The organism is Streptomyces sp. NPDC088261, assembly GCF_044740805.1.
In the GTDB taxonomy this organism is placed as follows: Bacteria; Actinomycetota; Actinomycetes; order Streptomycetales; family Streptomycetaceae; genus Streptomyces.
The window spans coordinates 51,528-73,081 of record NZ_JBIURL010000003.1 but is presented as its reverse complement, the minus strand read 5'-3'; the positions used below and the strand labels follow the sequence as shown (position 1 = coordinate 73,081).

Annotated in this window: 19 protein-coding genes and 2 tRNA genes; 8 read left to right on the top strand and 13 right to left on the bottom strand. The window is 71.7% G+C overall.

Annotation, left to right across the window (positions count from 1 at the left end; translation table 11 throughout):
• Window positions 1-79 precede the first annotated feature (79 nt).
• The 7 genes from ACIODU_RS07530 to ACIODU_RS07500 form a co-directional block, all read right to left on the bottom strand.
• Window positions 80-1,084 (bottom strand): hypothetical protein, encoded by a 1,005-nt coding sequence (locus ACIODU_RS07530; protein WP_161308126.1) that lies wholly within the window; start codon window positions 1,082-1,084, stop codon window positions 80-82.
• Window positions 1,085-1,189: 105 nt separating this feature from the next.
• Entirely contained in the window at window positions 1,190-2,512 is a 1,323-nt protein-coding gene (locus tag ACIODU_RS07525; RefSeq protein WP_401765071.1) for an HD-GYP domain-containing protein, read from the bottom strand.
• On the bottom strand, window positions 2,509-3,993 hold the full coding sequence (locus tag ACIODU_RS07520; RefSeq protein WP_401765069.1) for an HD-GYP domain-containing protein: 1,485 nt from the start codon (window positions 3,991-3,993) through the stop codon (window positions 2,509-2,511). Before ACIODU_RS07520 ends, ACIODU_RS07525 begins: the two co-directional genes overlap by 4 nt.
• A gap of 263 nt (window positions 3,994-4,256) precedes the next feature.
• Window positions 4,257-4,577: a mycothiol system anti-sigma-R factor gene (rsrA, locus tag ACIODU_RS07515; RefSeq protein WP_161307225.1), complete on the bottom strand. Its 321-nt coding sequence runs from the start codon at window positions 4,575-4,577 to the stop codon at window positions 4,257-4,259.
• Complete coding sequence (locus ACIODU_RS07510) at window positions 4,574-5,233, bottom strand: sigma-70 family RNA polymerase sigma factor (RefSeq protein WP_208298586.1); 660 nt, start codon at window positions 5,231-5,233, stop codon at window positions 4,574-4,576. Before ACIODU_RS07510 ends, rsrA begins: the two co-directional genes overlap by 4 nt.
• Before the next feature lie 273 nt (window positions 5,234-5,506).
• Complete coding sequence (locus ACIODU_RS07505; RefSeq protein WP_401765064.1) at window positions 5,507-6,211, bottom strand: alpha/beta family hydrolase; 705 nt, start codon at window positions 6,209-6,211, stop codon at window positions 5,507-5,509.
• 103 nt (window positions 6,212-6,314) lie between these two features.
• A complete protein-coding gene (locus ACIODU_RS07500; protein WP_401765061.1) occupies window positions 6,315-7,130 on the bottom strand; it encodes an SOS response-associated peptidase in 816 nt (271 codons plus the stop codon).
• Window positions 7,131-7,179: 49 nt separating this feature from the next.
• On the opposite strand from ACIODU_RS07500, the gene ACIODU_RS07495 reads away from it, so the two are divergent.
• The 4 genes from ACIODU_RS07495 to ACIODU_RS07480 all read left to right on the top strand — a co-directional run bounded on the left by ACIODU_RS07495 (window position 7,180) and on the right by ACIODU_RS07480 (window position 10,939).
• The gene (locus ACIODU_RS07495; protein WP_401765059.1) at window positions 7,180-7,902 is read left to right on the top strand and encodes a M50 family metallopeptidase; all 723 of its coding nucleotides are present in this window, start codon (window positions 7,180-7,182) and stop codon (window positions 7,900-7,902) included.
• Between the two features lie 157 nt (window positions 7,903-8,059).
• Window positions 8,060-9,511 (top strand): 3-phosphoshikimate 1-carboxyvinyltransferase, encoded by a 1,452-nt coding sequence (aroA, locus tag ACIODU_RS07490; RefSeq protein ID WP_401765056.1) that lies wholly within the window; start codon window positions 8,060-8,062, stop codon window positions 9,509-9,511.
• 4 nt (window positions 9,512-9,515) lie between these two features.
• Window positions 9,516-10,526, top strand: coding sequence for a ribosome small subunit-dependent GTPase A (gene rsgA, locus ACIODU_RS07485; protein WP_161308151.1), 1,011 nt, complete (start codon window positions 9,516-9,518; stop codon window positions 10,524-10,526).
• Window positions 10,527-10,615: 89 nt separating this feature from the next.
• Window positions 10,616-10,939 carry a multidrug efflux SMR transporter gene (locus ACIODU_RS07480; RefSeq protein WP_161308152.1) on the top strand — a complete coding sequence of 108 codons (324 nt, stop codon included), beginning with the start codon at window positions 10,616-10,618 and terminating at the stop codon, window positions 10,937-10,939.
• On the opposite strand, the gene ACIODU_RS07475 is transcribed toward ACIODU_RS07480, so the two are convergent.
• On the bottom strand, window positions 10,905-11,546 hold the full coding sequence (locus tag ACIODU_RS07475) for a TetR/AcrR family transcriptional regulator (protein WP_401765052.1): 642 nt from the start codon (window positions 11,544-11,546) through the stop codon (window positions 10,905-10,907). The genes ACIODU_RS07480 and ACIODU_RS07475 overlap by 35 nt on opposite strands.
• Window positions 11,547-11,716: 170 nt before the next feature.
• On the opposite strand from ACIODU_RS07475, the gene hisN reads away from it, so the two are divergent.
• Both hisN and ACIODU_RS07465 read left to right on the top strand, forming a co-directional pair.
• Window positions 11,717-12,517, top strand: a complete 801-nt coding sequence (gene hisN / locus ACIODU_RS07470; RefSeq protein WP_356427373.1) for a histidinol-phosphatase — start codon at window positions 11,717-11,719, stop codon at window positions 12,515-12,517.
• Window positions 12,518-12,733: 216 nt separating this feature from the next.
• On the top strand, window positions 12,734-13,135 hold the full coding sequence (locus tag ACIODU_RS07465; protein ID WP_356427376.1) for a CBS domain-containing protein: 402 nt from the start codon (window positions 12,734-12,736) through the stop codon (window positions 13,133-13,135).
• A gap of 71 nt (window positions 13,136-13,206) precedes the next feature.
• On the opposite strand, the gene ACIODU_RS07460 is transcribed toward ACIODU_RS07465, so the two are convergent.
• On the bottom strand, window positions 13,207-14,658 hold the full coding sequence (locus ACIODU_RS07460; protein ID WP_356427379.1) for a catalase: 1,452 nt from the start codon (window positions 14,656-14,658) through the stop codon (window positions 13,207-13,209).
• Between the two features lie 141 nt (window positions 14,659-14,799).
• Here ACIODU_RS07460 and ACIODU_RS07455 point away from each other — a divergent pair, with 141 nt between their 5' ends.
• Window positions 14,800-15,216, top strand: a complete 417-nt coding sequence (locus tag ACIODU_RS07455; RefSeq protein ID WP_161311743.1) for a Fur family transcriptional regulator — start codon at window positions 14,800-14,802, stop codon at window positions 15,214-15,216.
• Between the two features lie 150 nt (window positions 15,217-15,366).
• Here ACIODU_RS07455 and ACIODU_RS07450 read toward each other — a convergent pair.
• From ACIODU_RS07450 to ACIODU_RS07435, 4 genes are all read right to left on the bottom strand, one after another.
• Window positions 15,367-15,440: transfer RNA gene (locus tag ACIODU_RS07450), tRNA-Met, on the bottom strand.
• A gap of 57 nt (window positions 15,441-15,497) precedes the next feature.
• Window positions 15,498-17,459 carry a tetratricopeptide repeat protein gene (locus ACIODU_RS07445; RefSeq protein ID WP_401765046.1) on the bottom strand — a complete coding sequence of 654 codons (1,962 nt, stop codon included), beginning with the start codon at window positions 17,457-17,459 and terminating at the stop codon, window positions 15,498-15,500.
• Window positions 17,460-17,662: 203 nt separating this feature from the next.
• Window positions 17,663-17,736 (bottom strand) — tRNA-Met (locus ACIODU_RS07440).
• 92 nt (window positions 17,737-17,828) lie between these two features.
• Window positions 17,829-20,807 (bottom strand): UPF0182 family protein, encoded by a 2,979-nt coding sequence (locus tag ACIODU_RS07435; RefSeq protein ID WP_356427474.1) that lies wholly within the window; start codon window positions 20,805-20,807, stop codon window positions 17,829-17,831.
• 187 nt (window positions 20,808-20,994) lie between these two features.
• On the opposite strand from ACIODU_RS07435, the gene ACIODU_RS07430 reads away from it, so the two are divergent.
• A complete protein-coding gene (locus ACIODU_RS07430) occupies window positions 20,995-21,549 on the top strand; it encodes a PPA1309 family protein (protein ID WP_327234572.1) in 555 nt (184 codons plus the stop codon).
• The last annotated feature ends 5 nt before the right edge of the window (window positions 21,550-21,554 follow it).

Here is a 21,554-nt window from a genome sequence, read left to right as displayed (position 1 = left end):
GTACGCCTTCCTCGGTTCCCGATGCTGCCCGCACGATCGGCACGATGTGCCCATACAGCCTAAGGGCAGCCGGCGGGCGTCAGCAGACCTCTTCGAGATCGCGCCATTCCCGGGTGTCCGGACTGTCCGCGACCCACCCGTCCAGCAGCCCCCGCACCAGCCCCTGCGGCGCCGCGATCCCGCACTCGCGCTCCGGCACCCACAGCTCGCCGGCCGTGCGGTGCCCCAGCGGCCCCGGGTGCCCCGGCTCGCTGTGGTCGTGCGGGTCGAGGTGCTCCCCGTCGCCCTCGGCGCTCGGCATCCGGCTCTCCGAGCAGGCCCGGCACAGCAGCCGTACGGACGACGACCAGTCCTCGGCCGCGAACCCCGCGTCGGCCGCGAGGCGCTCCAGGGCGTCCCGGTCCTCCTCGGTGGCCGCCTCCAGCAGCACCACCCACGTCGGTACGGGCGAGGGCGCCCACAGCTCGATCTCGTCGAACACGGGGTACGCGCGGGTGTTGCCGTCCGGCCCGGCGGCCGTCGTGCGCTCGCCGTGCGGTACGCCGTCGTGGAGCACGACCTCGCCCCAGCGCCGTCCCGACGACGGCAGCGGGATCGAGAGCAGCTCGATGCGGGCCGGGTCGAGCCTGCGGCCCCAGACGACCTCGGCCTCGCCCTCCGGCGAGAGCCGGACGGCGGCGCTGCCCAGCTCCATGCCCTCGGGCTCGCCGTTGGCCTCGACGCTGTGCGGATTGCCGGGCACCTTCAGCCCGTACGCCTGCCAGGCGCGGCGGGCCAGCGGCCAGTCCTGGAGGGCGGTGGCGGCGATGCCGACGTTCCACCAGTCGGGGGCGCCGGTCTCCTTGTCGAGCAGCGCGACGGCCCGCAGCCCGGCGGCGCGCGCCTGCTCCCAGTCGTGGCGGAACTTGTGCAGCAGCGCCAGGTTGAACCACGACTCCGAGAGCCAGGGCTCCAGGTCCGCCGCACGGGTGAGCAGCGCGCCCGCGTCCTCGTACCGGCCGTCACCGATCAGCGTGAACGCGCGGTCGGTGGCCTGCCGCCACGAGGCGGAGGGCCGATGCCGTACCTTCCCGAAGATCCTCACGATTCCCGCCTGCCGGTCGCTCGGGTCTGTGCCCCCGGACACCCTCTTCTTCCTCTTCTTCGCATCCAACCATGCCCGGTCCCACGCCCGCTCATTACCCATGGGTTACCCGGTCCCGCCCGGGGCCGGGCCGCCTCGGGACAGCACGCGTGCCAGGGATTCCACGACCTCGGGCTGGTAGTCGTGCCCCGTCCCGAGCCGCAGCCGCTCCAGTGCGCCGAGCGATCCGCCGAGCGGTCCACTCGCACTGGCACATTCCCCGGTGAGGTCGTCGTACGCATTGACGGTGCGGACGATCCTGGCGGAGAGGGGTTGTTCGCGGTACGGATCGGCCTGGCGCTCCACGACGACGGCGACGGCGGCGGGCACGCCGGTCTGGCGGACCACCTCGCCGCCGAGGAGGGCGATACGGCGCTGCTCGTCGGCCGGGAGGAAGGCGGTGGCGCCCTCGGGGACGGGATCGACGAGGGAGAGCTGTCCGATGTCGTGCATGAGGGCCGCGTATTCGAGGACGGTCAGCTCCGGTCCCGAGAGGCCCAGCTCGCGGCCGACGGCGCGGCTCAGCTCCGCGACCCTGCGGGCGTGGCCGTGGGGGGTGTAGCCGGCGATCTCGGTGGCGCGGGCGAGGGAGGCGATGGTCTGGCGGTACGTGGTCCGCACGGCGGCGTACCGCCGGTAGGACAGCTGGGTCAGCAGCAGCGGTACGCAGAACACGGGCAGCGCCCAGAGTCCCGCGACGGCGACCCCGAGGGCGATGACGGCGCCGGTGGCGCAGACGGCGGAGCCGATGTGGAGGAGGGCGCGCAGCTCGTCGCGGAGGAGGGGGCCGAAGGGGTGGCGGGTGCGGGCGCGGAGCAGGAGGGCGGCGAGGACGGCGTCGCAGAGGGCGGTGAGGACGAGGAGGAGCAGGAGGGTGGCGGCGTAGAAGGGGCCCTTGCCGAAGCGCTCCACGAGCCCGTCGGAGCCGGACCCGTAGCCCGCGTCGTACAGCGGCTGGAAGCACACGGCCGCGAAGGCGGTGGTCAGGACGCGGCGGACCAGGTGGTCGAGCGCGGGGCCCCGGCGCCTGGCGAGGTGCGGTACGGAGCCGGCGAGGGTGGCGGCGGCCACCACCGCGAGGGTCTGGAGGACGCCGTGGGTGGCGCGCTGCCCGGCGTTCTCGCCGAGGAGGGCGTACGCGAGCGCACCGGCGGCCCCGAGGGGCGCGGGCTCGCGCTCACCGGGGAGCGCGCCCCAGCGAGCCAGCTCCCCGACCGCAACGAGCAGGCCGAACGCGAGAGCGGTACGCGGCTCGGCGAGCCCCCGCCAGAGCGTCCCGCCGAGCGCACTCCCGGCGAGCAGCGCGGCGGAGCCGTACACCCCGGCCACGGCGACGGCGGGCCGCGCCCGGGCGACAGGCGCCCGCTCCGGGACGGCGCCCGCACTCACGCGCGCCTCCGGCGGGGCACACGCGGGAAGACGGGGGCACGGGGGCCGGGCGGAAGACGCGCGCCCGCCGTCCCCGGGTCAGGCGCCGGGTGCGCGCCCGTCGTCGGCGAGCCGGCGCCCGGTGACGGGACCGGGCCCGGCCTCGCGCCCCCACCCGGCGCCGCTGGCGCCTCCGCCTCGTCCGCCGTGACCGTCGTCTGCCAGCCGTGTCGGGACAGCGCCCTGACCAGCGCGTTCACCATGTCCGGGTCGAACTGGGTGCCCGCGCAGCGTTCCAGTTCCGCCATCGCCGTGCCCACCGGTCTCGCCCTGCTGTACGAGCGGGTCGACGTCATCGCGTCGAACGCGTCCGCCACCGCCACCACCCGCGCGCACTCGGGGATCTGCGCCCCGGCCAGCCCGTACGGGTACCCGCTGCCGTCCAGCCGCTCGTGGTGGTGCAGGATCGCCTCCCGCGCCTCCCCGAGGAAGCCGATGCCGCGCACCATCTCGTGCCCGTACTCGGGATGCAGCTCCATCACCCGCCGCTCGTCGGGCGTCAGCGGCCCGTCCTTGCGCAGCACCCGCGTCGGTACGCCGAGCTTGCCGACGTCGTGCAGGATCCCGGCGAACCGGAGCACCTCCGTCCGGTCCCGGTCCATGCCCAGCTCCTGGGCGATCAACACCGAGGCGCGCCCCACCCGTTCGCTGTGCCCGCGCGTGTATGTGTCCTTGAGGTCGACGGCCTGCACGAGCGCCCTGATCGTCGCCTGGTGGGCGGCGGACTCGCGGTGATACTGCGCGAACACCCAGCAGGAGATGTACATGGGCAGCAGGACGAAGAGCGCGGAGAGCGGACCGTACGGGCTCCGCCACAGCACCGCCATCATCAGCCCGGCCAGGCCGTGCGCCCCGTGCGGGGCCAGCGACCGGACGAACAGCCCCCGCCACGCGGTCCGCAGCGGCAGCCGCTCGGCCGCCGCCAGCACCCCGCCGTCGAGCGTGGCGAGAACCAGACAAAAGGCGAGGGTGGCCGCCCCGGCGGGTAGCAACACATAGGGAAAGTCCGGCGTCTTGAGCCCGTAGCCACCACCCCCGAGGGCGACGGGACCGCCGAACAGGACCTGGACCCGCGCCGCCGTCCAGGTGGCGAGGGAGAGCTGCGCGGCGCGCCAGACCCGGCGCGCGCCCTTCGGCCGCTGCTCGACGCGTCCCAGCAGCGCGCCGGGCACGGCCACCAGCGCGGCGGCGGCGGGCGGCAGCAACAGGGCGGAGGCGAGGAGGACGGGAAAGAACGATCCGGCGGCGACCGGCGCGGAGCCGTGCGGCGAGCGCCCGGGGAACCGGCAGCGGGCCGGCATCTCGCAGAAGGCGTACAGGACGGCGAGCAGCGCGACGGCCCGCCACGGGGTGCCGGGGCGGAACGCGGGAAGGAGGCAGACGGCGGCGCAGAGCGCGGCGCCCAGGATGTACGCGCGCGCCGCACCCGGTATGGCCCTCACGGGTTCTCGCCCTTCCTCGGCTCCTCGATCCGGCCCGGGAAGGGCCCGAAACAGAGCGTCAGGCTAGCGAGTCGGGGCGCGGGCGGCGGGCGGACGACGACGATTAGCACCTTCGGGTGACACGGCCGCTCTGCCGGTGATACGGGTGAGGGCGCACCGCGCGATGCGCGGCACGCCCTCGTACCCCGTGCGAAGGGGGGCTTGCTGGGGTCAGCGGGTGGTGGTGCGGGCCCGCTCGGACGGCCGCACCGTACGTCGGTACGTCAGTCCTGCGCCGCCCGCGGCACATCCGCGCCCGCCGTCGACACTTCCCGCTCAGGACCGATCTCTCCCGACCGGATCAGATCGATCCGGCCCATGACCTTGGCCCGCAGGTCGGACGGCACGTCGTCCTGGCCGCAGCAGCGCTTGACCAGCTTCTTCACGGCCTGCTCAAGGCCGTACTTCTCCAGGCACGGGGAGCACTCCTCGAAGTGCACCTCGAACTTGGTGCAGTCGTTGTCCGGCATCTCGTTGTCGAGGAACTCATACAAATGATCGAGTACCTCGGAGCAATCCGTCTCATGCGGCTCTCCGCAGCTCATGAGCCCGAACCTTTCCGATCGTCCGACGACTCCCCGGCACCGGCCGGGACGAGCCCGCGCTCGCGGGCGTAGTCCTCCAGCATGCCGCGCAGCTGGCGGCGCCCCCGGTGCAGCCGCGACATCACCGTACCGATGGGAGTCCCCATGATGTCCGCGATCTCCTTGTACGCAAAGCCCTCGACATCGGCGAGATACACCGCGATGCGGAACTCCTCCGGGATCGCCTGCAACGCCGACTTCACGTCGGAGTCCGGGAGGTGGTCGAGCGCCTGTGCCTCCGCCGAGCGCAGACCGGTCGACATGTGCGACTCGGCACGCGCGAGCTGCCAGTCCTCGATCTCCTCGGCGGCACTGCGCTGGGGTTCACGCTGCTTCTTGCGGTACGAGTTGATGAAGGTATTGGTGAGGATGCGATACATCCAGGCCTTGAGGTTGGTCCCCTCGCGGAACTGGTGGAAGGAGCCGTACGCCTTGGCATACGTCTCCTGCACGAGGTCCTCGGCGTCCGCCGGGTTGCGCGTCATGCGCAGCGCGGCGGAATACATCTGGTCGAGGAAGCCCAGCGCGTCCCGCTCGAAACGGGCGTTGCGCTCGGCCGTGGTCTCTTCGATGCCGCCGTCGTCGGTCCCTGCGTCGGTCCCAGTGACCGGACCCACCTCCTCCAACGCTGTGGCGGGCCCGAAAGCGGACCCACTCGAATCGGAGAATAGTCGACCTTGTGACAACGAGGGCCGGTGGTCCGCTCCGCCGGCCGCCCGGACCGGAGCGTTCTTGGACGCGGGAAGCACCGTCCACTCCAGTTCACTGGCGTCTGAGCGGCGCGGGCAGATGGTCGAACCCATACGACGGACTCCCTCTCCATGCTCTGTGTTCCGTTGTCTGGTGAAACAGTGGACATCTGTCCCACATTCCCGGCCGGGACCCGGTGCTCAGGCGAGTTTCGCCGCCCATTCCGCCACGTTCGCGGTGATGATCGCGAGGGCCCGCTCCTGCGAGACGGCGGCGCTCTTCGCGACGGCGAACGCGTGGTCGGCGCCCGGGACCTCGCACAGCGCGAACGCGCCGCCCCCCTTCGTACCGGCGTCCCTCCCGCCACCCGCGTCCGGGAACTCGGCAGGCTTCCCGAACGGGTCGTTGCCGCCCTGGACCACCAGCGTCGGCACCCCCGCGCCCAGCAGTTCCGCCGCCCGGGACTTCTCCGGCCTGCCCGGGGGGTGCAGGGGAAAGCTGAGGGCCAGTACGGCGTACGCCCCCAGCTCCGGCGCCGTACGGCAGGCCACCCGCGCTCCGGCGCTGCGCCCGCCCGCGATCACCGGCGGCCCCGGCTCCGCCAGCACGGGCCACACCGCCCGCCATCCCGCGTCCAGGGTCTTCGGCGCCGGAGCGAGCTTCCTGCCCGCCACCCGCCAGGGCTGCTCCACCAGCGCGACGGTGACGCCGAGCGGCGGCAGCGCGGCGGCGAGGGCCTGGAGATCGCGGGCCTCGATGCCGCCGCCCGCGCCGTGGCCGAGGGCGAGGACCAGCCGGGGGTCCTCCGCCGGGTGCCAGGTGACGCGGGCGTCGCCGCCCGGAGTGCCGACGGTCCGCACGTTCTCGCTCCGCGTCCCACGCGTGTCAGGAGTCACACCGGACATCCTGCCGCGCCCGCGCCCCGGAACGCCTCAGCAGCGCACAGCTCAGCGCTCCTCGCCACGCTTCGGAAGAGCCCAGACCAGACCAGGCCCAGACCAGACCAGCTCAGAACAGCGTGCTCTCCTCCGGCGCGGCCAGTTCCTCCAGCAGCTCCGGCCCGTTGTTGCGGACATTGCTGACCGCCGTCGCCACCGGATACGCCCGCATCAGCCCGGCCTCGGGCGGCGCGAGCAGCTCACGCAGGTCGTCGGGGTCCGTACGGGCCGGGTCCAGCCACGCGTCCCAGCGGTCCGGCGTCAGCATCAGCGGCATACGGGGGTGGATGTCGGCGAGCGATCCGGGCCCCTCGGCGGGCGCCACGGCCAGCGGGGTCTTCTCCGCCTCGGTCGTGATCACCGAGCAGGTCACCCACCAGGCGCCCGGGTGGTCGTCGGGCAGCGTCCGGTCGCGCCAGAACTCGTACAGTCCCGCCAGCGCCATGACAGACCCGTCGGCCGGCGTCACGAAGTACGGCTGTTTGCGGGGGCGCTTCTTCTTCCCCCGTACCTCCAGCTCCCGTTCGTCGGCGCCGGTCACCCACTCGTAATACCCGTCGGCCGGCAGGATGCAGCGCCGGGCGAGGAAGGGGCGGCGGAAGGACGGCTTCTCGTGCACGGTCTCGGCCCGCGCGTTGATCATGCGGGCCGCGCCCTCGGGCGTCTTCGACCACGACGGCACGAGCCCCCACCTGAGTTTGCGCAGCTGCCGAACCGGATCCGGCTCTTCCGCGTCTTTCACAGGACGTTCCAGAACCGCGTAGACCTCTTTGGTCGGGGCCACGTTCCAATCGGGCGCCAGGGTCTCCTCGGGTTCCCACTTCTCCACCCCGAAGAGCCCCTGAAGGTCCTCGGGCCGCCGGCTCGCCGCATACCGTCCGCACATAAGTGCCAGACTGCCACGACCCCGTCCCCGTTGAGGAGCCGACCGAGAAATGGCCAGCATCGACGTCACGTCCATATCCAACCTGTGGGACCGGGTCTTCGGCAGTCAGCCGGCGCCGGCCCCGTGGCTGGTGGTCGTGACGGGGGCCGTCGCCCTCGCCGCGGTGGTGCCCCACCCCGTCTGGCGGGTGTCGCGCAACACCATCACCATCGCCCACGAGGGCGGCCACGGCCTGATCGCGCTGGTCACCGGCCGCCGCCTGAACGGGATACGGCTGCACTCGGACACCTCGGGCCTGACCGTCAGCCGGGGCAAGCCCGCCGGCATCGGGATGATCCTGACGGCCGCCGCCGGCTACACCGCGCCCCCGCTGCTCGGGCTCGGCGGCGCCTGGCTGCTCTCCGCGCACCACATCACGCTGCTGCTCTGGCTCGCGACCGCCCTCCTGCTCGCGATGCTGGTGATGATCCGCAACGCGTACGGGGCGCTCACCGTCATCCTGACCGGGGCGGCCTTCCTCCTGATCTCCTGGCTCACCGGGCCGGTGGTCCAGTCGGCGTTCGCGTACACCGCCGTGTGGTTCCTGCTGCTCGGAGGCGTACGGCCGGCCTTCGAGCTCCAGTCCAAGCGCCGGCACGGCGGGGCGGGCGACTCGGACGCGGACCAGCTGGCGCGGCTGACGAACGTACCGCCCGCGCTGTGGCTGTTCCTGTTCCACGCCGTCTCCCTCTGCTCACTGATCGGCGGCGGACGGTGGATGCTCGGTCTCTGACCCGCCCCCGGCCCGCCCCTGGCCTGCCCCCGAGCTGCCCCCGAGCTGCCCCCGCCCCGCACCGCCCGTGTAGCCGCCTTACCAAACCTGGGTTACGTCCGGGTTTCCGCGCTTTTTGTCAGGATCCGAGTCGGCGCGAAACCACTAAAGTGAAGGCATGACCGAAAGCTCCGTGCAGCCCGCCCTCTGGCCCGCCCCCTCCGCCCGCGGGGCCGTCGAAGCGACGGTCACCGTGCCCGGATCCAAATCGGTCACGAACCGCGGACTGATCCTCGCCGCGCTGGCCGCCGAGCCCGGGTGGCTGCGCCGCCCACTGCGCTCCCGCGACTCCCTGCTGATGGCCGACGCCCTGCGCGCCATGGGCGTCGGGATCGAGGAGACCGTGTCGTCCAGCTCCGCCGCCGCGGGCCGGGACGGCTTCACCGGCGAGGCGTGGCGGATCATCCCGGCGGGTCTGTACGGCCCCGCCACCGTCGACGTCGGCAACGCCGGCACGGTGATGCGCTTCCTGCCGCCGGTCGCGGCGCTGGCCGACGGCCCGGTGCACTTCGACGGGGACCCCCGGTCCTACGAACGCCCCCTGGGCGCCGTCATCGAGGCGCTGCGCGTCCTCGGGGCGCGGATCGACGACGAGGGCCGCGGCTCGCTCCCGCTGACCGTGCAGGGCGGCGGGGCGCTGGACGGCGGGTCGGTGGAGATCGACGCGTCCTCGTCCTCGCAGTTCGTCTCGGCGCTGCTGCTGTCGGGCGCGCGGTTCAACCAGGGCGTGGAGGTACGGCACGTGGGGTCGTCCCTGCCGTCGATGCCGCACATCCGGATGACGGTCGACATGCTGCGCGCGGTCGGCGCCCAGGTCGACGAGCCGGAGACGGGCGGCGAGCCGAACGTCTGGCGGGTCTCCCCCAGCGCGCTGCTCGGCCGGGACCTGACCGTCGAGCCCGACCTCTCCAACGCCCAGCCCTTCCTCGCCGCCGCCCTGGTGACCGGCGGCCGGGTCACGATCCCGGACTGGCCCGAGCACACCACGCAGCCCGGGGACGCGCTGCGCGAGATCTTCACGGCGATGGGCGGCTCCTGCGCGTGGGGCATGACCAACGAGGGCAGCGCGCTCACCCTGACGGGCACGGGCCGGATCCACGGCATCGACGTCGACCTGAGCGAGGTCGGTGAGCTGACGCCGGGCATCGCGGCCGTCGCGGCCCTCGCCGACTCGCCCTCCACCCTGCGCGGGGTCGCGCACCTGCGGCTGCACGAGACGGACCGGCTGGCCGCGCTGACCAAGGAGATCAACGAGCTGGGCGGCGACGTGACGGAGACCGCCGACGGGCTGCACATCCGCCCGCGCCCCCTGCACGGCGGCGTCTTCCACACGTACGACGACCACCGCATGGCCACCGCCGGGTCGATCATCGGCCTGGTGGTCGACGGCGTCGAGATCGAGAACGTGGGGACGACGGCCAAGACGCTGCCGGACTTCCCGCAGATGTGGACCGACATGCTCGCGGGAGCGGGAGCGGGAGCAGGGACGGGAACGGGAACGGGCGCAGGGGCGGAAACGGGAGCCGAAACGGGAGCGGGCCCCGGCCCGGGTGCGGGCGCGGGAGCCTGACGCGATGCGCCGTTACGGCAAGAACCCCGACGAGGACGACATCCGGACCCGCCCCAACCCCAAGGGCAACCGGCCGCGCACGAACATCAGGCCCAAGCACGAGGACGCCTCGGAGGGCATGGTCCTGACCGTGGACCGCGGCCGGCTCACCTGCCTCGTCGAGGACCGGGTCGTCCTCGCGATGACCGCCCGTGAGCTGGGCCGCAAGGCGGCGGTGGTGGGCGACCGGGTCGACATCGTCGGTGACCTGTCGGGCAAGAAGGACACGCTGGCGCGGATCGTACGGATCGGGAAGCGCACCTCGGTCCTGCGGCGCACGGCGGACGACGACGACCCGTACGAGCGGGTGGTCGTCGCCAACGCCGACCAGCTCGCGATCGTCACCGCGCTCGCCGACCCCGAGCCGCGCCCCCGGCTGATCGACCGCTGCCTGGTCGCGGCGTTCGACGCCGGGCTGGAACCGCTGCTGGTGCTGACCAAGTCCGACCTGGCGTCGGCGGACGAGCTGCTGGAGACGTACCAGGACCTCGGCATCCACTATGTCGTCACGCGGCGCGACGAGTTGGAGAGCGGGTTCGCGGCGGACCGGGTGCGGGAGTACCTGGAAGGCAAGGCGACCGCGTTCGTCGGGCACTCCGGCGTCGGCAAGACCACGCTCGTCAACGCGCTCGTCCCGGAGGACAGGCACCGGAGTACGGGCCTGGTCAACGCGGTCACGGGGCGCGGCAGGCACACCACCACCTCGGCGCTGGCGCTGCCGCTGGCGAAGGCGGACGGCTGGGTCATCGACACCCCGGGCATCCGGTCCTTCGGGCTGCACCACGTCGACCCGTCGCGCGTCATCCTGGCCTTCCCGGACCTGGTGCCGGGGACGGAGGGCTGCCCGCGCGCGTGCAGCCACGACGAGCCGGACTGCGCGCTGGACGCGTGGGTCGCCGAGGGGCACGCGAGCCCGGCCCGGCTGTACTCGCTGCGGCGGCTTCTCGCCACACGCGAGCGACGCGAAGGCGACTGACACAACGCGTTTGCGGGCAACCGGCGTTGGTAAGTGCATAATCGCACCGAGCGACACCGAGCAGTCACCGACGCGGGAGGCCCCAGAAGATGGCGTGGCTGCTGGTAGTGGTCGCCGGGATCCTGGAGACGGGTTTCGCGGTCTGTCTCAAGCTCTCGCACGGCTTCACGCGGCTGTGGCCGACCATCGCGTTCGCGTGTTTCGCCCTCGGGAGTTTCGGTCTGCTGACGCTCTCGCTGAAGAAGCTCGACGTGGGTCCGGCATACGCGGTGTGGACGGGCATCGGGGCGGCGGGCACCGCGATCTACGGAATGATCTTCCTCGGGGACATCGTCTCCGTCCTCAAGCTGGTCTCCATCTCGCTGGTGATCATCGGCGTCATCGGCCTCCAGCTCTCGGGCTCGGCCCACTGACTCCGTACGCGCCGGGCGCCGCCGTGACCGCTCTGCGGACCAGCTGACCCACCGGTTGTGCGCCGGGCGCGACCAGATGGGACAGCGCGAGGCGTACGGCGAGTTCGCACCGGTGCAGATTGTGGTCCGTACGCCCCCCGTCCAGCGTGCTCGCCGACCGGTCCCGTACCAGCGCGAGCAGTTCGGCCGGTACGGGCGGACCCGCGTCGGCCGCGCGCCGCGCGGGGACGGCCGCGCGCTCCCCGGCGGGGCGGGACGGGCGCGGCGCGGGCAGCCACTCCCCCCAGCAGCCGGTGAGCAGCGCCCGCAGCAGGGGCCGGTCCCCCGCGCGGGCGACGGTCCACTCGGCGACGGCGGCCAGCCGCTCGGCCGGCTCGGCGCGGGTGTCGGTACCGGCCAACTGCCCGTCCACGCCCCGCAGATAGAGGTCGGCCTCGCGCCGCACCAGCGCGCGGGCGAGGCCGTCCTTGCCGCTGAACTCGTTGTAGAGGGTCTGCCGGGACACCCCGGCGGCGGACGCCACCTCGACCATCCTGACGGCCTGCCAGGGCGACTCGGCGAGCGCCGACTGGGCGGCGTCGAGCAGGGCTTCACGTGCGGTAGGCATCGTTGCCTCCGGGGCGTCGGCTGTGCGCTCAGAGTTGACGGGCCGTCGCGCAGTGTCAAGGGTCGCGGCAACGCGGGCGGTAGGCGTCCCCGTACCGCGTCAACGCCTCTCCCTCCCCCCGTACCGTGCCCCGTAGCCCGGCCCGGTGACCGGTCGATACTGTGACGCCCATGCCCGATTACCACGATGATCTGCGCCTTGCCCACGTTCTCGCGGACGCCGCCGACGCCGCGACGATGGACCGGTTCAAGGCGCTCGACCTGAAGGTCGAGACCAAACCGGACATGACTCCGGTGAGCGAGGCCGACAAGGCCGCCGAGGAGCTGATCCGTGGGCATCTCCAGCGGGCCAGGCCGCGGGACGCGATCCTGGGCGAGGAGTTCGGCATCGAGGGCACGGGGCCGCGCCGCTGGGTGGTCGACCCCATCGACGGCACCAAGAACTACGTGCGCGGGGTGCCCGTCTGGGCGACGCTGATCTCCCTGATGGTGGCCACCGAGGGCGGGTACGAACCGGTCGTCGGCGTGGTGTCCGCGCCGGCGCTGGGCCGGCGCTGGTGGGCGGCGAAGGGCGGCGGCGCGTACACGGGCCGCAGTCTCTCCTCGGCGACCCGGCTGCGGGTCTCGGACGTCGCGAACGTGGGCGACGCGTCGTTCGCGTACTCCTCGATCACCGGCTGGGAGGAGCAGGGCCGGCTCGACGGCTTCCTCGACCTGTCCCGGGCGGTCTGGCGCACCCGCGCGTACGGCGACTTCTGGCCGTACATGATGGTCGCCGAGGGCTCCGTGGACATGTGCGCGGAGCCGGAGCTGTCGCTGTGGGACATGGCGGCGGTGGCGGTCGTGGTCCAGGAGGCGGGCGGCAGCTTCACCGGCCTCGACGGGCAGCCGGGACCGCACAGCGGCAACGCGGCGGCCTCGAACGGCGTGCTCCACGAGGAACTGCTCGGCTACCTGAACCAGCGCTACTGAGCGTGAGCGTGCCTCGACGGCGCTTTGTGTGATCTTTTCACGCCCCCTCCGCACTCCTACGCCCCTCTTGTTGGCCCGGCGCATCGGTGCGACTCTAAGAGTCCCCCCACTTGTGAACTTGTGAATCGCTTCTCGTTACGTTCCGTACGCATCGCGCACGCCGTGTGCGCCCCGCGTACCCGGCGCGACGATTCACCTAGGAGGTGGCTCCATCCCATGCTTGTCCGTGACGCCATGAGTTCGGTGGTCCTCACCATCGGACCCGATCACACTCTCCGCCAGGCCGCCCGGCTGATGGCGGCCCGCCGGGTCGGCGCCGCCGTCGTCCTGGACCCCGACCACTGCGGGATCGGCATCCTCACCGAGCGGGACATCCTCGTCTCGCTCGGCGCGGGACAGAGTCCCGACGCCGAGACCGCGGGCACCCACACCACGGGTGACGTCGTCTTCGCGGCCCCGTCGTGGACGCTCGAAGAGGCGGCGGAGGCGATGACGTACGGCGGCTTCCGCCATCTGATCGTGCTCGACGAACGGGAACCGGTCGGCATCGTCTCCGTACGCGACATCATCCGCTGCTGGTCCCCGGCCAAGACGCGGGCCGCGGTCATGGCGGGGTGACGCGGAAAACACGGCGAAAGGGGCCGGATCCCGAAGGATCCGGCCCCTGACGTCTCGGCGAGGCGGAGCTGTCAGCCGCGCAGGGCCTGGACCGCGGACTCCAGCCGCTTGCCGAAGTCGCCGTCCGCCTGGCGGAAGTTGTTCACCGCGCGCTCGGCGATGTCGTCACGCGACACCTTCGAGATGAACCCGGCGAGGTTGTCGATCAGGCGGCTCTTCTCGTCCTCGGAGAGCATCCGGTACAGGTTGCCCGCCTGGACGAAGTCGTTGTCCTCGGCGTGCACGGGCGCCTCGGTGTTGCCGGTGACACCGGTGACCGGGGCCGGCTGCCACAGCGGGCGGTCGCTCTGGAAGGGGCCGCCGAAGCTGTTGGGCTCGTAGTTCTTGGTGCCCTTGTGACGGCCGTCGTACAGGTAGCCGTCCCGGCTGTTCGTGCGCGCCTCCGTGGCGTGCGGACGGTTCACCGGCAGGTGGTCGGCGTTGATGCCGACGCGGTAGCGATGGGCGTCGCCGTACGCGAAGAGACGGCCCTGGAGCATCTTGTCCGGCGAGGGACCGATGCCCGGCACGAAGTGCGCCGGCGAGAAGATGGACTGCTCGACCTCGGCGAAGATGTTCTCCGGGTTGCGGTTGAGCTCCAGCTTGCCGATCTCGATCGGCGGGTAGTCCGCGTGCGGCCACACCTTGGTCAGGTCGAACGGGTTGAAGCGGTACGTGGCCGCCTCGGCCGCCGGCATGATCTGGACCTGCACCGTCCAGGACGGGAAGTCGCCGCGCTCGATGGACTCGCGCAGGTCACGCTGGTGGCTGTCCGGGTCGAGGCCGGAGACCTGGACGGCCTCCTCCGTGGTGAGGTTCTTGATCCCCTGGTCGGTCTTGAAGTGGTACTTGACCCAGAAGACCTCGCCGGCCTCGTTGTTCCACTGGAACGTGTGCGAGCCGTACCCGTTCATGTGGCGCAGCGTCGCCGGGATGCCGCGGTCGCCGAACAGCCACGTCACCTGGTGGGTGGACTCGGGCGACAGACCCCAGAAGTCCCAGACGTTGTCCGCCTCCTGCGAGCCCGTGTACGGGTCGCGCTTCTGGGTGTGGATGAAGTCGGGGAACTTGATGGCGTCCTTGATGAAGAACACCGGGGTGTTGTTGCCGACGAGGTCGTAGTTGCCCTCTTCGGTGTAGAACTTCAGCGCGAAGCCGCGGGGGTCGCGCACCGCGTCCGCCGAGCCGAGGTTGCCCGCGACGGTGGAGAAGCGCAGGAACGTCTCGGTCTGCTTGCCGACCTCGGAGAGGAACTTCGCCCGGGTCCACTGCGAGACGTCACGGGTGACCGTGAAGGTGCCGTAGGCGCCGGCGCCGCGGGCGTGCACGATGCGCTCCGGGATGCGCTCGCGGTTGAAGTGCGCGAGCTTCTCCAGCAGCGCCTGGTCCTGCACCAGGACGGGACCACCGGCACCAGCGGTCTCACTGTTCTGGTTGTCGGCCAGCGGAGCCCCGGACTCCGTCGTCAGTGGTCCCTGCGTCACGTGCGCCTCCAGCGTCATTACTGCGTTCTGTCCCTTGGCGTTTGCCGATCTCGATCCTACGATGGACTCTGTCTAAGTCAAGTAAACATCCAAAGTCACACTCGTTCGGGACCTGAGTCCCCTCACTGTTAGGCTGGGCCCATGAGTGACCTGTTGGAACGACTTCGCGAGCGCGGCTGGCGTATGACCGCACAGCGGCGTGTCGTGGCCGAGGTCCTCGACGGCGACCACGTGCACCTGACGGCCGACGAGGTGCACGCGCGTGCCGTCGCCCGGCTCCCGGAGATCTCCCGCGCGACCGTCTACAACACCCTCGGTGAGATGGTCACGCTGGGCGAGGTCATCGAGGTGTCCACGGACCGCCGGGCCAAGCGCTACGACCCCAACGCGCACCACCCGCACCACCACTTGGTCTGCGCCCAGTGCGGCGCGATCAAGGACGTGCACCCGACGGGTGACCCACTGGCGTCCCTCCCGGACGGCGAGCGCTTCGGATTCTCGATCTCCGACGTCGAGGTGACGTACCGCGGTACGTGCCCGAACTGCGCGGCGGCGTAAAGCGGCACGTGAAACGGCGGTGGAAACGGCAGTACCACGGGAAGTGCCCGGCTCCTGGTCCTGAGGAGCCGGGCCTTCTTGTTGTCGGATTTTGTCGTCGGACAGACGTGAGGCCCGGATCCCCTGCGGGACCCGGGCCTCACGTATCAGTAGCGGGGACAGGATTTGAACCTGCGACCTCTGGGTTATGAGCCCAGCGAGCTACCGAGCTGCTCCACCCCGCGCCGTTGAACTGAACATTACGTCAAGGCGTCGACCAGCGCAAATGACCTCCGCCGGGCTCACGCCGTCAGCTCCTGGTGGAGCGCGTCGCGCAGCCGCGCGGCCCGTTCCGAGACCTCCGAGGGGCCCAGCTCGACGGCGCGGGCGCACCAGCGCTGGCCCTCGGTCAGCTCTCCCCTGCGGGCCGCGAGCAGCGCGAGGCGCAGCGCGGCCCGGCCGTGCCCGGCCTGCGCGGCGCGGGTCCACCACAGGGCCGCCTCCCGCTCGCCGCCCTCGCGGGCCAGCAGGAGGCCGAGGTTGAAGGCGCCGTTCCGGCTGCCCGCCTCGGCGGCCTCGCGGTACCAGCGGGCGGCGTCGGTCATGTCCCCGCGGCCGGCCGCGAGCATGCCGACGCGCACCTGCGCCCGGCGGTGGCCCTGCTCGGCGGCGCGCTCGTACCACTGCTCGCACTCGCTCTTCTCCGGGTACGTCTCCCCGAGCGCGGGCGGCCCGGGGGGCGGCCGGCGCGCGTCGAGCACCGTGGCCAGCCGGAAGGCGGCCTCGGCGCTGCCGCCGCCCGCGGCGCAGCGCAGGTGGCGCTCGGCGGACTGCTCGTCGCCGTCCCGCAGGTAGGCGATGCCCACCTGGAGGGCCGCTTCGGTGTGCCCGGCCGCCGCCGCGCGCTCGTACCACCGCAGGGCCGTACGGTCCTCGTCGCGCCCGGCGTGCAGGATGCCCAGGTTGAACGCGGCGTCGACGCTGCCGGCCTCGGCGGCCTTGGAGAACCAGGGCTCGGCGCCGGTCGCGTCGTCGGCCTGGAGGAGCAGGACGGCGAGCGCGTTGGCGGCCTCGCGGTGGCCCGCGTAGGCGGCGCGGCGGTACCACTGCTCGGCCTGGACGGTACGGTCCTGAGCGGCGCAGAGCAGCCCGAGGTTGTACGCGCCGTTGACGTCGCCCGCGTCCATGGCGGCGCGGTACCACCGCTCGGCGGTCTGCGGCTCGCCCCGGGCGGCGTGCAGCGCGCCGAGGGCGTTCGCCGCGTTGCCGTCGCCGTCCTGGGCGGCGCGCAGCCACCAGACGGCCGCGCTCTCCTCGTCCCCGGCGTCGCGCAGCAGGAAGCCCAGCGCGCAGGCGGCCCTGGCCTCGCCGTCCTTGGCGGCGGTCAGATACCAGCGGCCGGCCTCCTTGAGCTCGCCGCGCTTCTCCAGGATCGCGCCGAGGTGCAGGGCGGCGCGGCGGTGGCCGCGCGCGGCGGCCTGCTGGTACCACTGCGCGGCCTCGCTGATCAGCGTCGGGCCGTCGGCCGTGGCGCGGCGGTCCTGGCGGGCGGCGCGGCCCGGCCGGCCGAGGCGGTCGAGCGGGTCCTGGCGTCCCGCGCGGTCCGCGCGGGACGGGGAGGACGCGGCGGAGCCCCGAGCGCCCGGCGGGACCGGCCGGCCCGTACCGGTCTCGTACTGGCCCCTGTTGCTGCTGTAGACGACGTCCGCGCCGGAGCGCGCGCTCTCCTTGGCCCGGCGCTCCAGCGCGCGGGCCAGCCGGTACGACGCCTCGCGGTGCCCCTGTTCGGCGGCGGCGCGCAGCCAGCGCTCGGCGCCGACGTCGCTGCGGTGTTCCAGCAGGTCGGCGAGCGCGTAGGCGCCGAGGGCGTGGCCCTGCTCGGCGGACTGGCGCAGCCAGTATTCGGCGGCGGGCTCGTCGCCGCGCTCGCGGTAGTGGCGGCCGAGGGCGTGGGCGGCGGCGGCGGATCCGGCGACGGCGGCGATCCGCCACCAGCCCGCCGCCTCCTCGACGTAGCCGCGCTGGTGGAGGAGGACACCCAGGTTGTTGGCGGCGGCGCGCTCGCCCTCGGCGGTCGCGGCACGCAGGTAGGGCTCGGCGGCGTCGAGGTCGCCACGGCGCAGCAGCAGGGCGCCGAGCACGCTCATCGAGGCGGTGTCGCCCTGCTCGGCGGCGCGGCGGTGACGCGCTTCCGCCTCGGCGTCCGAGGCCTCGTGTTGCTGCACAAACCGCCCTGTCTCCAACAGAGTTGCCCTATCCCCCATAAATACCATCGTCGCACCACCTGTCCACCCACGTACAGCTGGTATATCGCGGCCGGAGAGGTCGTCGTTGCGTTTTGTCGACTTGCCCACAGAGAGACAAGTCAAACCCGATGGGGAACCAACGCGGCCCACCTGAGACACAGGTGGCGGCGGCACACGTCAAGGGCCCGGATCCTAGAAGGATCCGGGCCCTTGACTTCGCGTAGCGGGGACAGGATTTGAACCTGCGACCTCTGGGTTATGAGCCCAGCGAGCTACCGAGCTGCTCCACCCCGCGTCGTTGTGTCCCAACCGTACCACGACGCGGGGGTGACGCTTTCTCAGTCACTCAGGGCTCAACCGCTCAGGCGGCTCGTGAGGCTCACGGGCTCACGTCCCGGTTGACGGCTTCTCCGTGGACGAGCCCGAGGGCTTGTCACCGGGCTTCCCCGACGGCGAGGCCGACGGCTTGTCGCCCGGCTTCTCCGACGTGCCGGCCGCCGCGTCCGCCTCCGCGGCCCGCTTGAGCGCCGCCTGGAGCTCGTCCTGGGCCTTGCCGTACGCCGTCCAGTCCTGCTTCGCGAGCGCCGCCTGCCCCTCGTCGTACGCCTTCTGGGCGTCGGCGATGGCCTGCTTGAGCGCCGTGCTGCCGGTGGACGGCGGCTTGGTCGTGTCGCCCGGCGGTGGCGGCGTGGTCGACGGTGGCTGCGAGCCCTCCGTACCGAAGACCGCGTTGAGCGCCTGCGTCAGGCTCTCCTCGAAGACCGGCTTGCCTCCTCCGTAGGAGGCGGCCACCATCTTGAGCAGCGGGTAGTTGGCGCTGCCACCGCGCGCGTACACCGGCTCGATGTAGAGGAACCCTCCGTCGAGCGGCACCGTCAGGAGGTTGCCGTACTCGATGTCCGAGTCGGTGCCTCTCAGGTTCCGTACGAACTCGGCGACCTTGTCGACACCGTTCAGCTCACTCTGCACCTGCTGTGGGCCCTGGACGTTGGAGGTCACTCTCAGGACTCTGATCTTGCCGAAGTCCGGACTGGTCGCGTCCGCGTCCACCGCCATGAACGCCCCCAGGTTGGGGCGCCCGTTGGGCGTGAACGTCGTCGTCAGCGAGAACCGCTGGTCCGTCTGGCCCGGCATCTTGAGGCTCAGGTAGTACGGCGGGACCGCGCTGCTGTCCTTGTTGGTCGGGTCGTCCGGCACCTGCCACGCGTCACTGCCGCTGTAGAACTGCGAGGCGTTGGTGACGTGGTAGCGGGTGAGCAGTTCGCGCTGCACCTTGAACATGTCCTGCGGGTAGCGCAGGTGCGCCAGCAGGTCCGGGTCGATGTCCGCCTTGGGCTTCACCGTGCCGGGGAAGGCCTTCATCCAGGTCTTGAGCACCGGGTCCTCGGTGTCCCACTGGTAGAGCGTGACCGTGCCGTCGTACGCGTCGACGGTCGCCTTCACCGAGTTCCGGATGTAGTTGACCTGGTTCTGCTGGGCCACGACCGCGCGCTGGTTGTCGGTCAGCGAGTCGGCCGTCGTGTCCCCCAGCGTCGTCCGCGACGCGTAGGGGTAGCCGTTGGTCGTGGTGTAGGCGTCGACGATCCACTGGATCCGGCCCTTGACCACGGCCGGGTAGGCGTCGCCGTCGATGGTCAGCCAGGGGGCGACCGCCTCGACGCGGTCCTTCGGCGTCCGGTTGTAGAGGATCCGCGACCCCTCGCCGATTGCGCCGGAGTAGATCATCTGCGGCTCGCTGAACGCCACGGCGTACGCCGCGCGGTTCACCGGGTTCGAGAGGTCGACGCCGCTCTTGCCGGCGTAGCTCGTCGTCTTCTCACCGTTCTTCTCGTAGTCGAGCTCCTTCTGCGGGCCCCCGACGATCGAGTACTGCTCGGTCTTCTCGCCGTAGTAGATCCGCTGCTCGTACGTGCCGAGCGTGCCGGTCGTCGGCAGGCCCGCCTCGGTGAAGTCGGGGGCGCCGATCGTGCCCCCGTTGTCGTTCGACATCACCGTGTTGGTGCCCTTGGACGCGATGGCGCCGTACCCGTGGGTGTACGTGAAGTGGTCGTTGATCCAGTTGCTCTTGGGGATACCCGTGATGTTCAGCTCGCGCAGGCCGATGACCGTGTCCTGCGGCTTGCCGTCCGCGCCCGTGTAGCGGTCCACGTCGAGCGTCGCCGGGAACTGGTAGTACTTGCGCTCCTGCTGGAGCTGCTGGAAGGCGGGCGAGACCACGTTCGGGTCGACCAGCCGGTAACTGGCGGCGGTGTCGGCCGCCTTGCGCTGGTCGGCCCGCTTGGCCGGGTCGCTCTGCCCCGAGTAGTCCTGCACATCGGCGTCCGCGATGCCGTACGCGGTGCGCGTCGCGTCGATGTTCTTCTTGATGTACGGGGCTTCCTTGGCCTGCTCGTTCGGCTCGACCTGGAACTTCTGCACGATCGCCGGGTAGAGGCCGCCGATGAGGACCGCCGACAGCACCAGCAGACCGAAGCCGATCACCGGCAGCTGCCACGTGCGGCGCCAAATGGTCGAGAAGAACAGCACCGCGCAGATCACGGCGATGCAGAACAGGATCGTCTTCGCCGGCAGATACGCGTTGGCGTCCACGTACCGCAGGCCCGTCCAGTTGCCCGCCGCCTTGAAGTCACTCGACTTCACGGCCAGTCCGTACCGGTCCAGCCAGTACGCCACGGCCTTCAGCGAGACGAAGATCCCGATGAGCACGGAGAGGTGACCGGTGGCGGCGCCGGTCGCGCGCGTCCCCGGGCTCGTCACCCGCAGCCCGCCGTACAGGTAGTGCGTCACGGCGGCGGCGATCAGGGACAGCACGGCGGCCGCGAAGCCGAAGGCCAGCAGGAAGCGGTACCACGGCAGGCTGAACGCGTAGAACGACACGTCCAGGTGGAACTGCGGGTCCTTCTGGCCGAAGGACACGCCGTTGACGTACATCAGCCACGTACGCCACTGGCCCGACGCGGACGCTCCGGCGATCAGCCCCACGAGGGCCGTGATCGCGAGGAGCACCCACTTCTTGTACGGGGCGATACCCATCCGGTAACGGTCGAGATTCTGCTGCTCCATCGACATGGCGCTCAGCGGCGGCCTCAGCCGGTGCGCCAGCCAGATGTTGAACCCGACGGCGGCGGCCATCAACAGGCCGAAGACCGCGAACAGTCCGACCTTGGTCCAGAGTGTCGTGGTGAAAACCGATGAGTAGTCGACCGAGCGGTACCAGAGCCAGTCGGTCCAGAACCCGGCGAACATGACGAAGAGCATGGCCAGGACGGCCAGCACCCCCAGCGTCATGAGCAGGGTCCGGACCCGCCGGGACGGGCGGGCCACTCTCATCCGTGGCCCGGCGGGGCCTGCGCCGCGGTCCGGCATCTGGAAAGCCAACGTGCGCACCTCGAAGTTCGCGGTCGTATGGATCAGCGTCGTTGTGGATCAACATGAATCAGCGTCGAACGGATCAGCCTTGCAGCGGTCCCGCGATCGTAGGACCCACTCATGCAACTTACTGAGGCTTTACCTAGTTCCCGTCCGCGGTCCCCGAGGGGGCAGGATATCGGCCATGTCCAACGTTTCCTCAGGTACCCCCATGGCCGCGAGCCCGCTGACCCGCGCGGTCCTCGAAATCGACGAGTACGCCGCGGGGCTCGGCTGGGACCAGCCGGCCCGGCTCTTCGCCCTCGTCGACACCGCCCGGCTGCGCACCGACGAGCCCGAGCTCGCGGCCCAGCTGGGCCTCGACGACGGCGACGCGACCGCGCCCCTCACCCCCATCGAGCAGGACGAGATCCCGGCCGGCACCCCGCTGGACGAGTTCCTCGCCACGATCGCGTGGCCCGGGGCGGTGGCGGGCTGCGCGATGACCGTCGAGCGGCTGATGCTGCCGCCGTCCGCGGAGGCGTCCGTCCCGGACGGCCTCGACGAGGCCGGCCTGGCCGACTGGGTCGCCGCCCACCCCGACCGTCAGGAGGTACGGATGACGGTGGCGGTGCTGCGCGACGGCGCGCGGGACTCGGCGCTGCGGCTGCGCGAGAAGGACTCGCCGACCGAGGTCCTCACCGGCTCCGGCCTGGTGCCTGGGCTGGCCGAGGCACTGTCCGCCACCTTCGAGGCGTAACCACC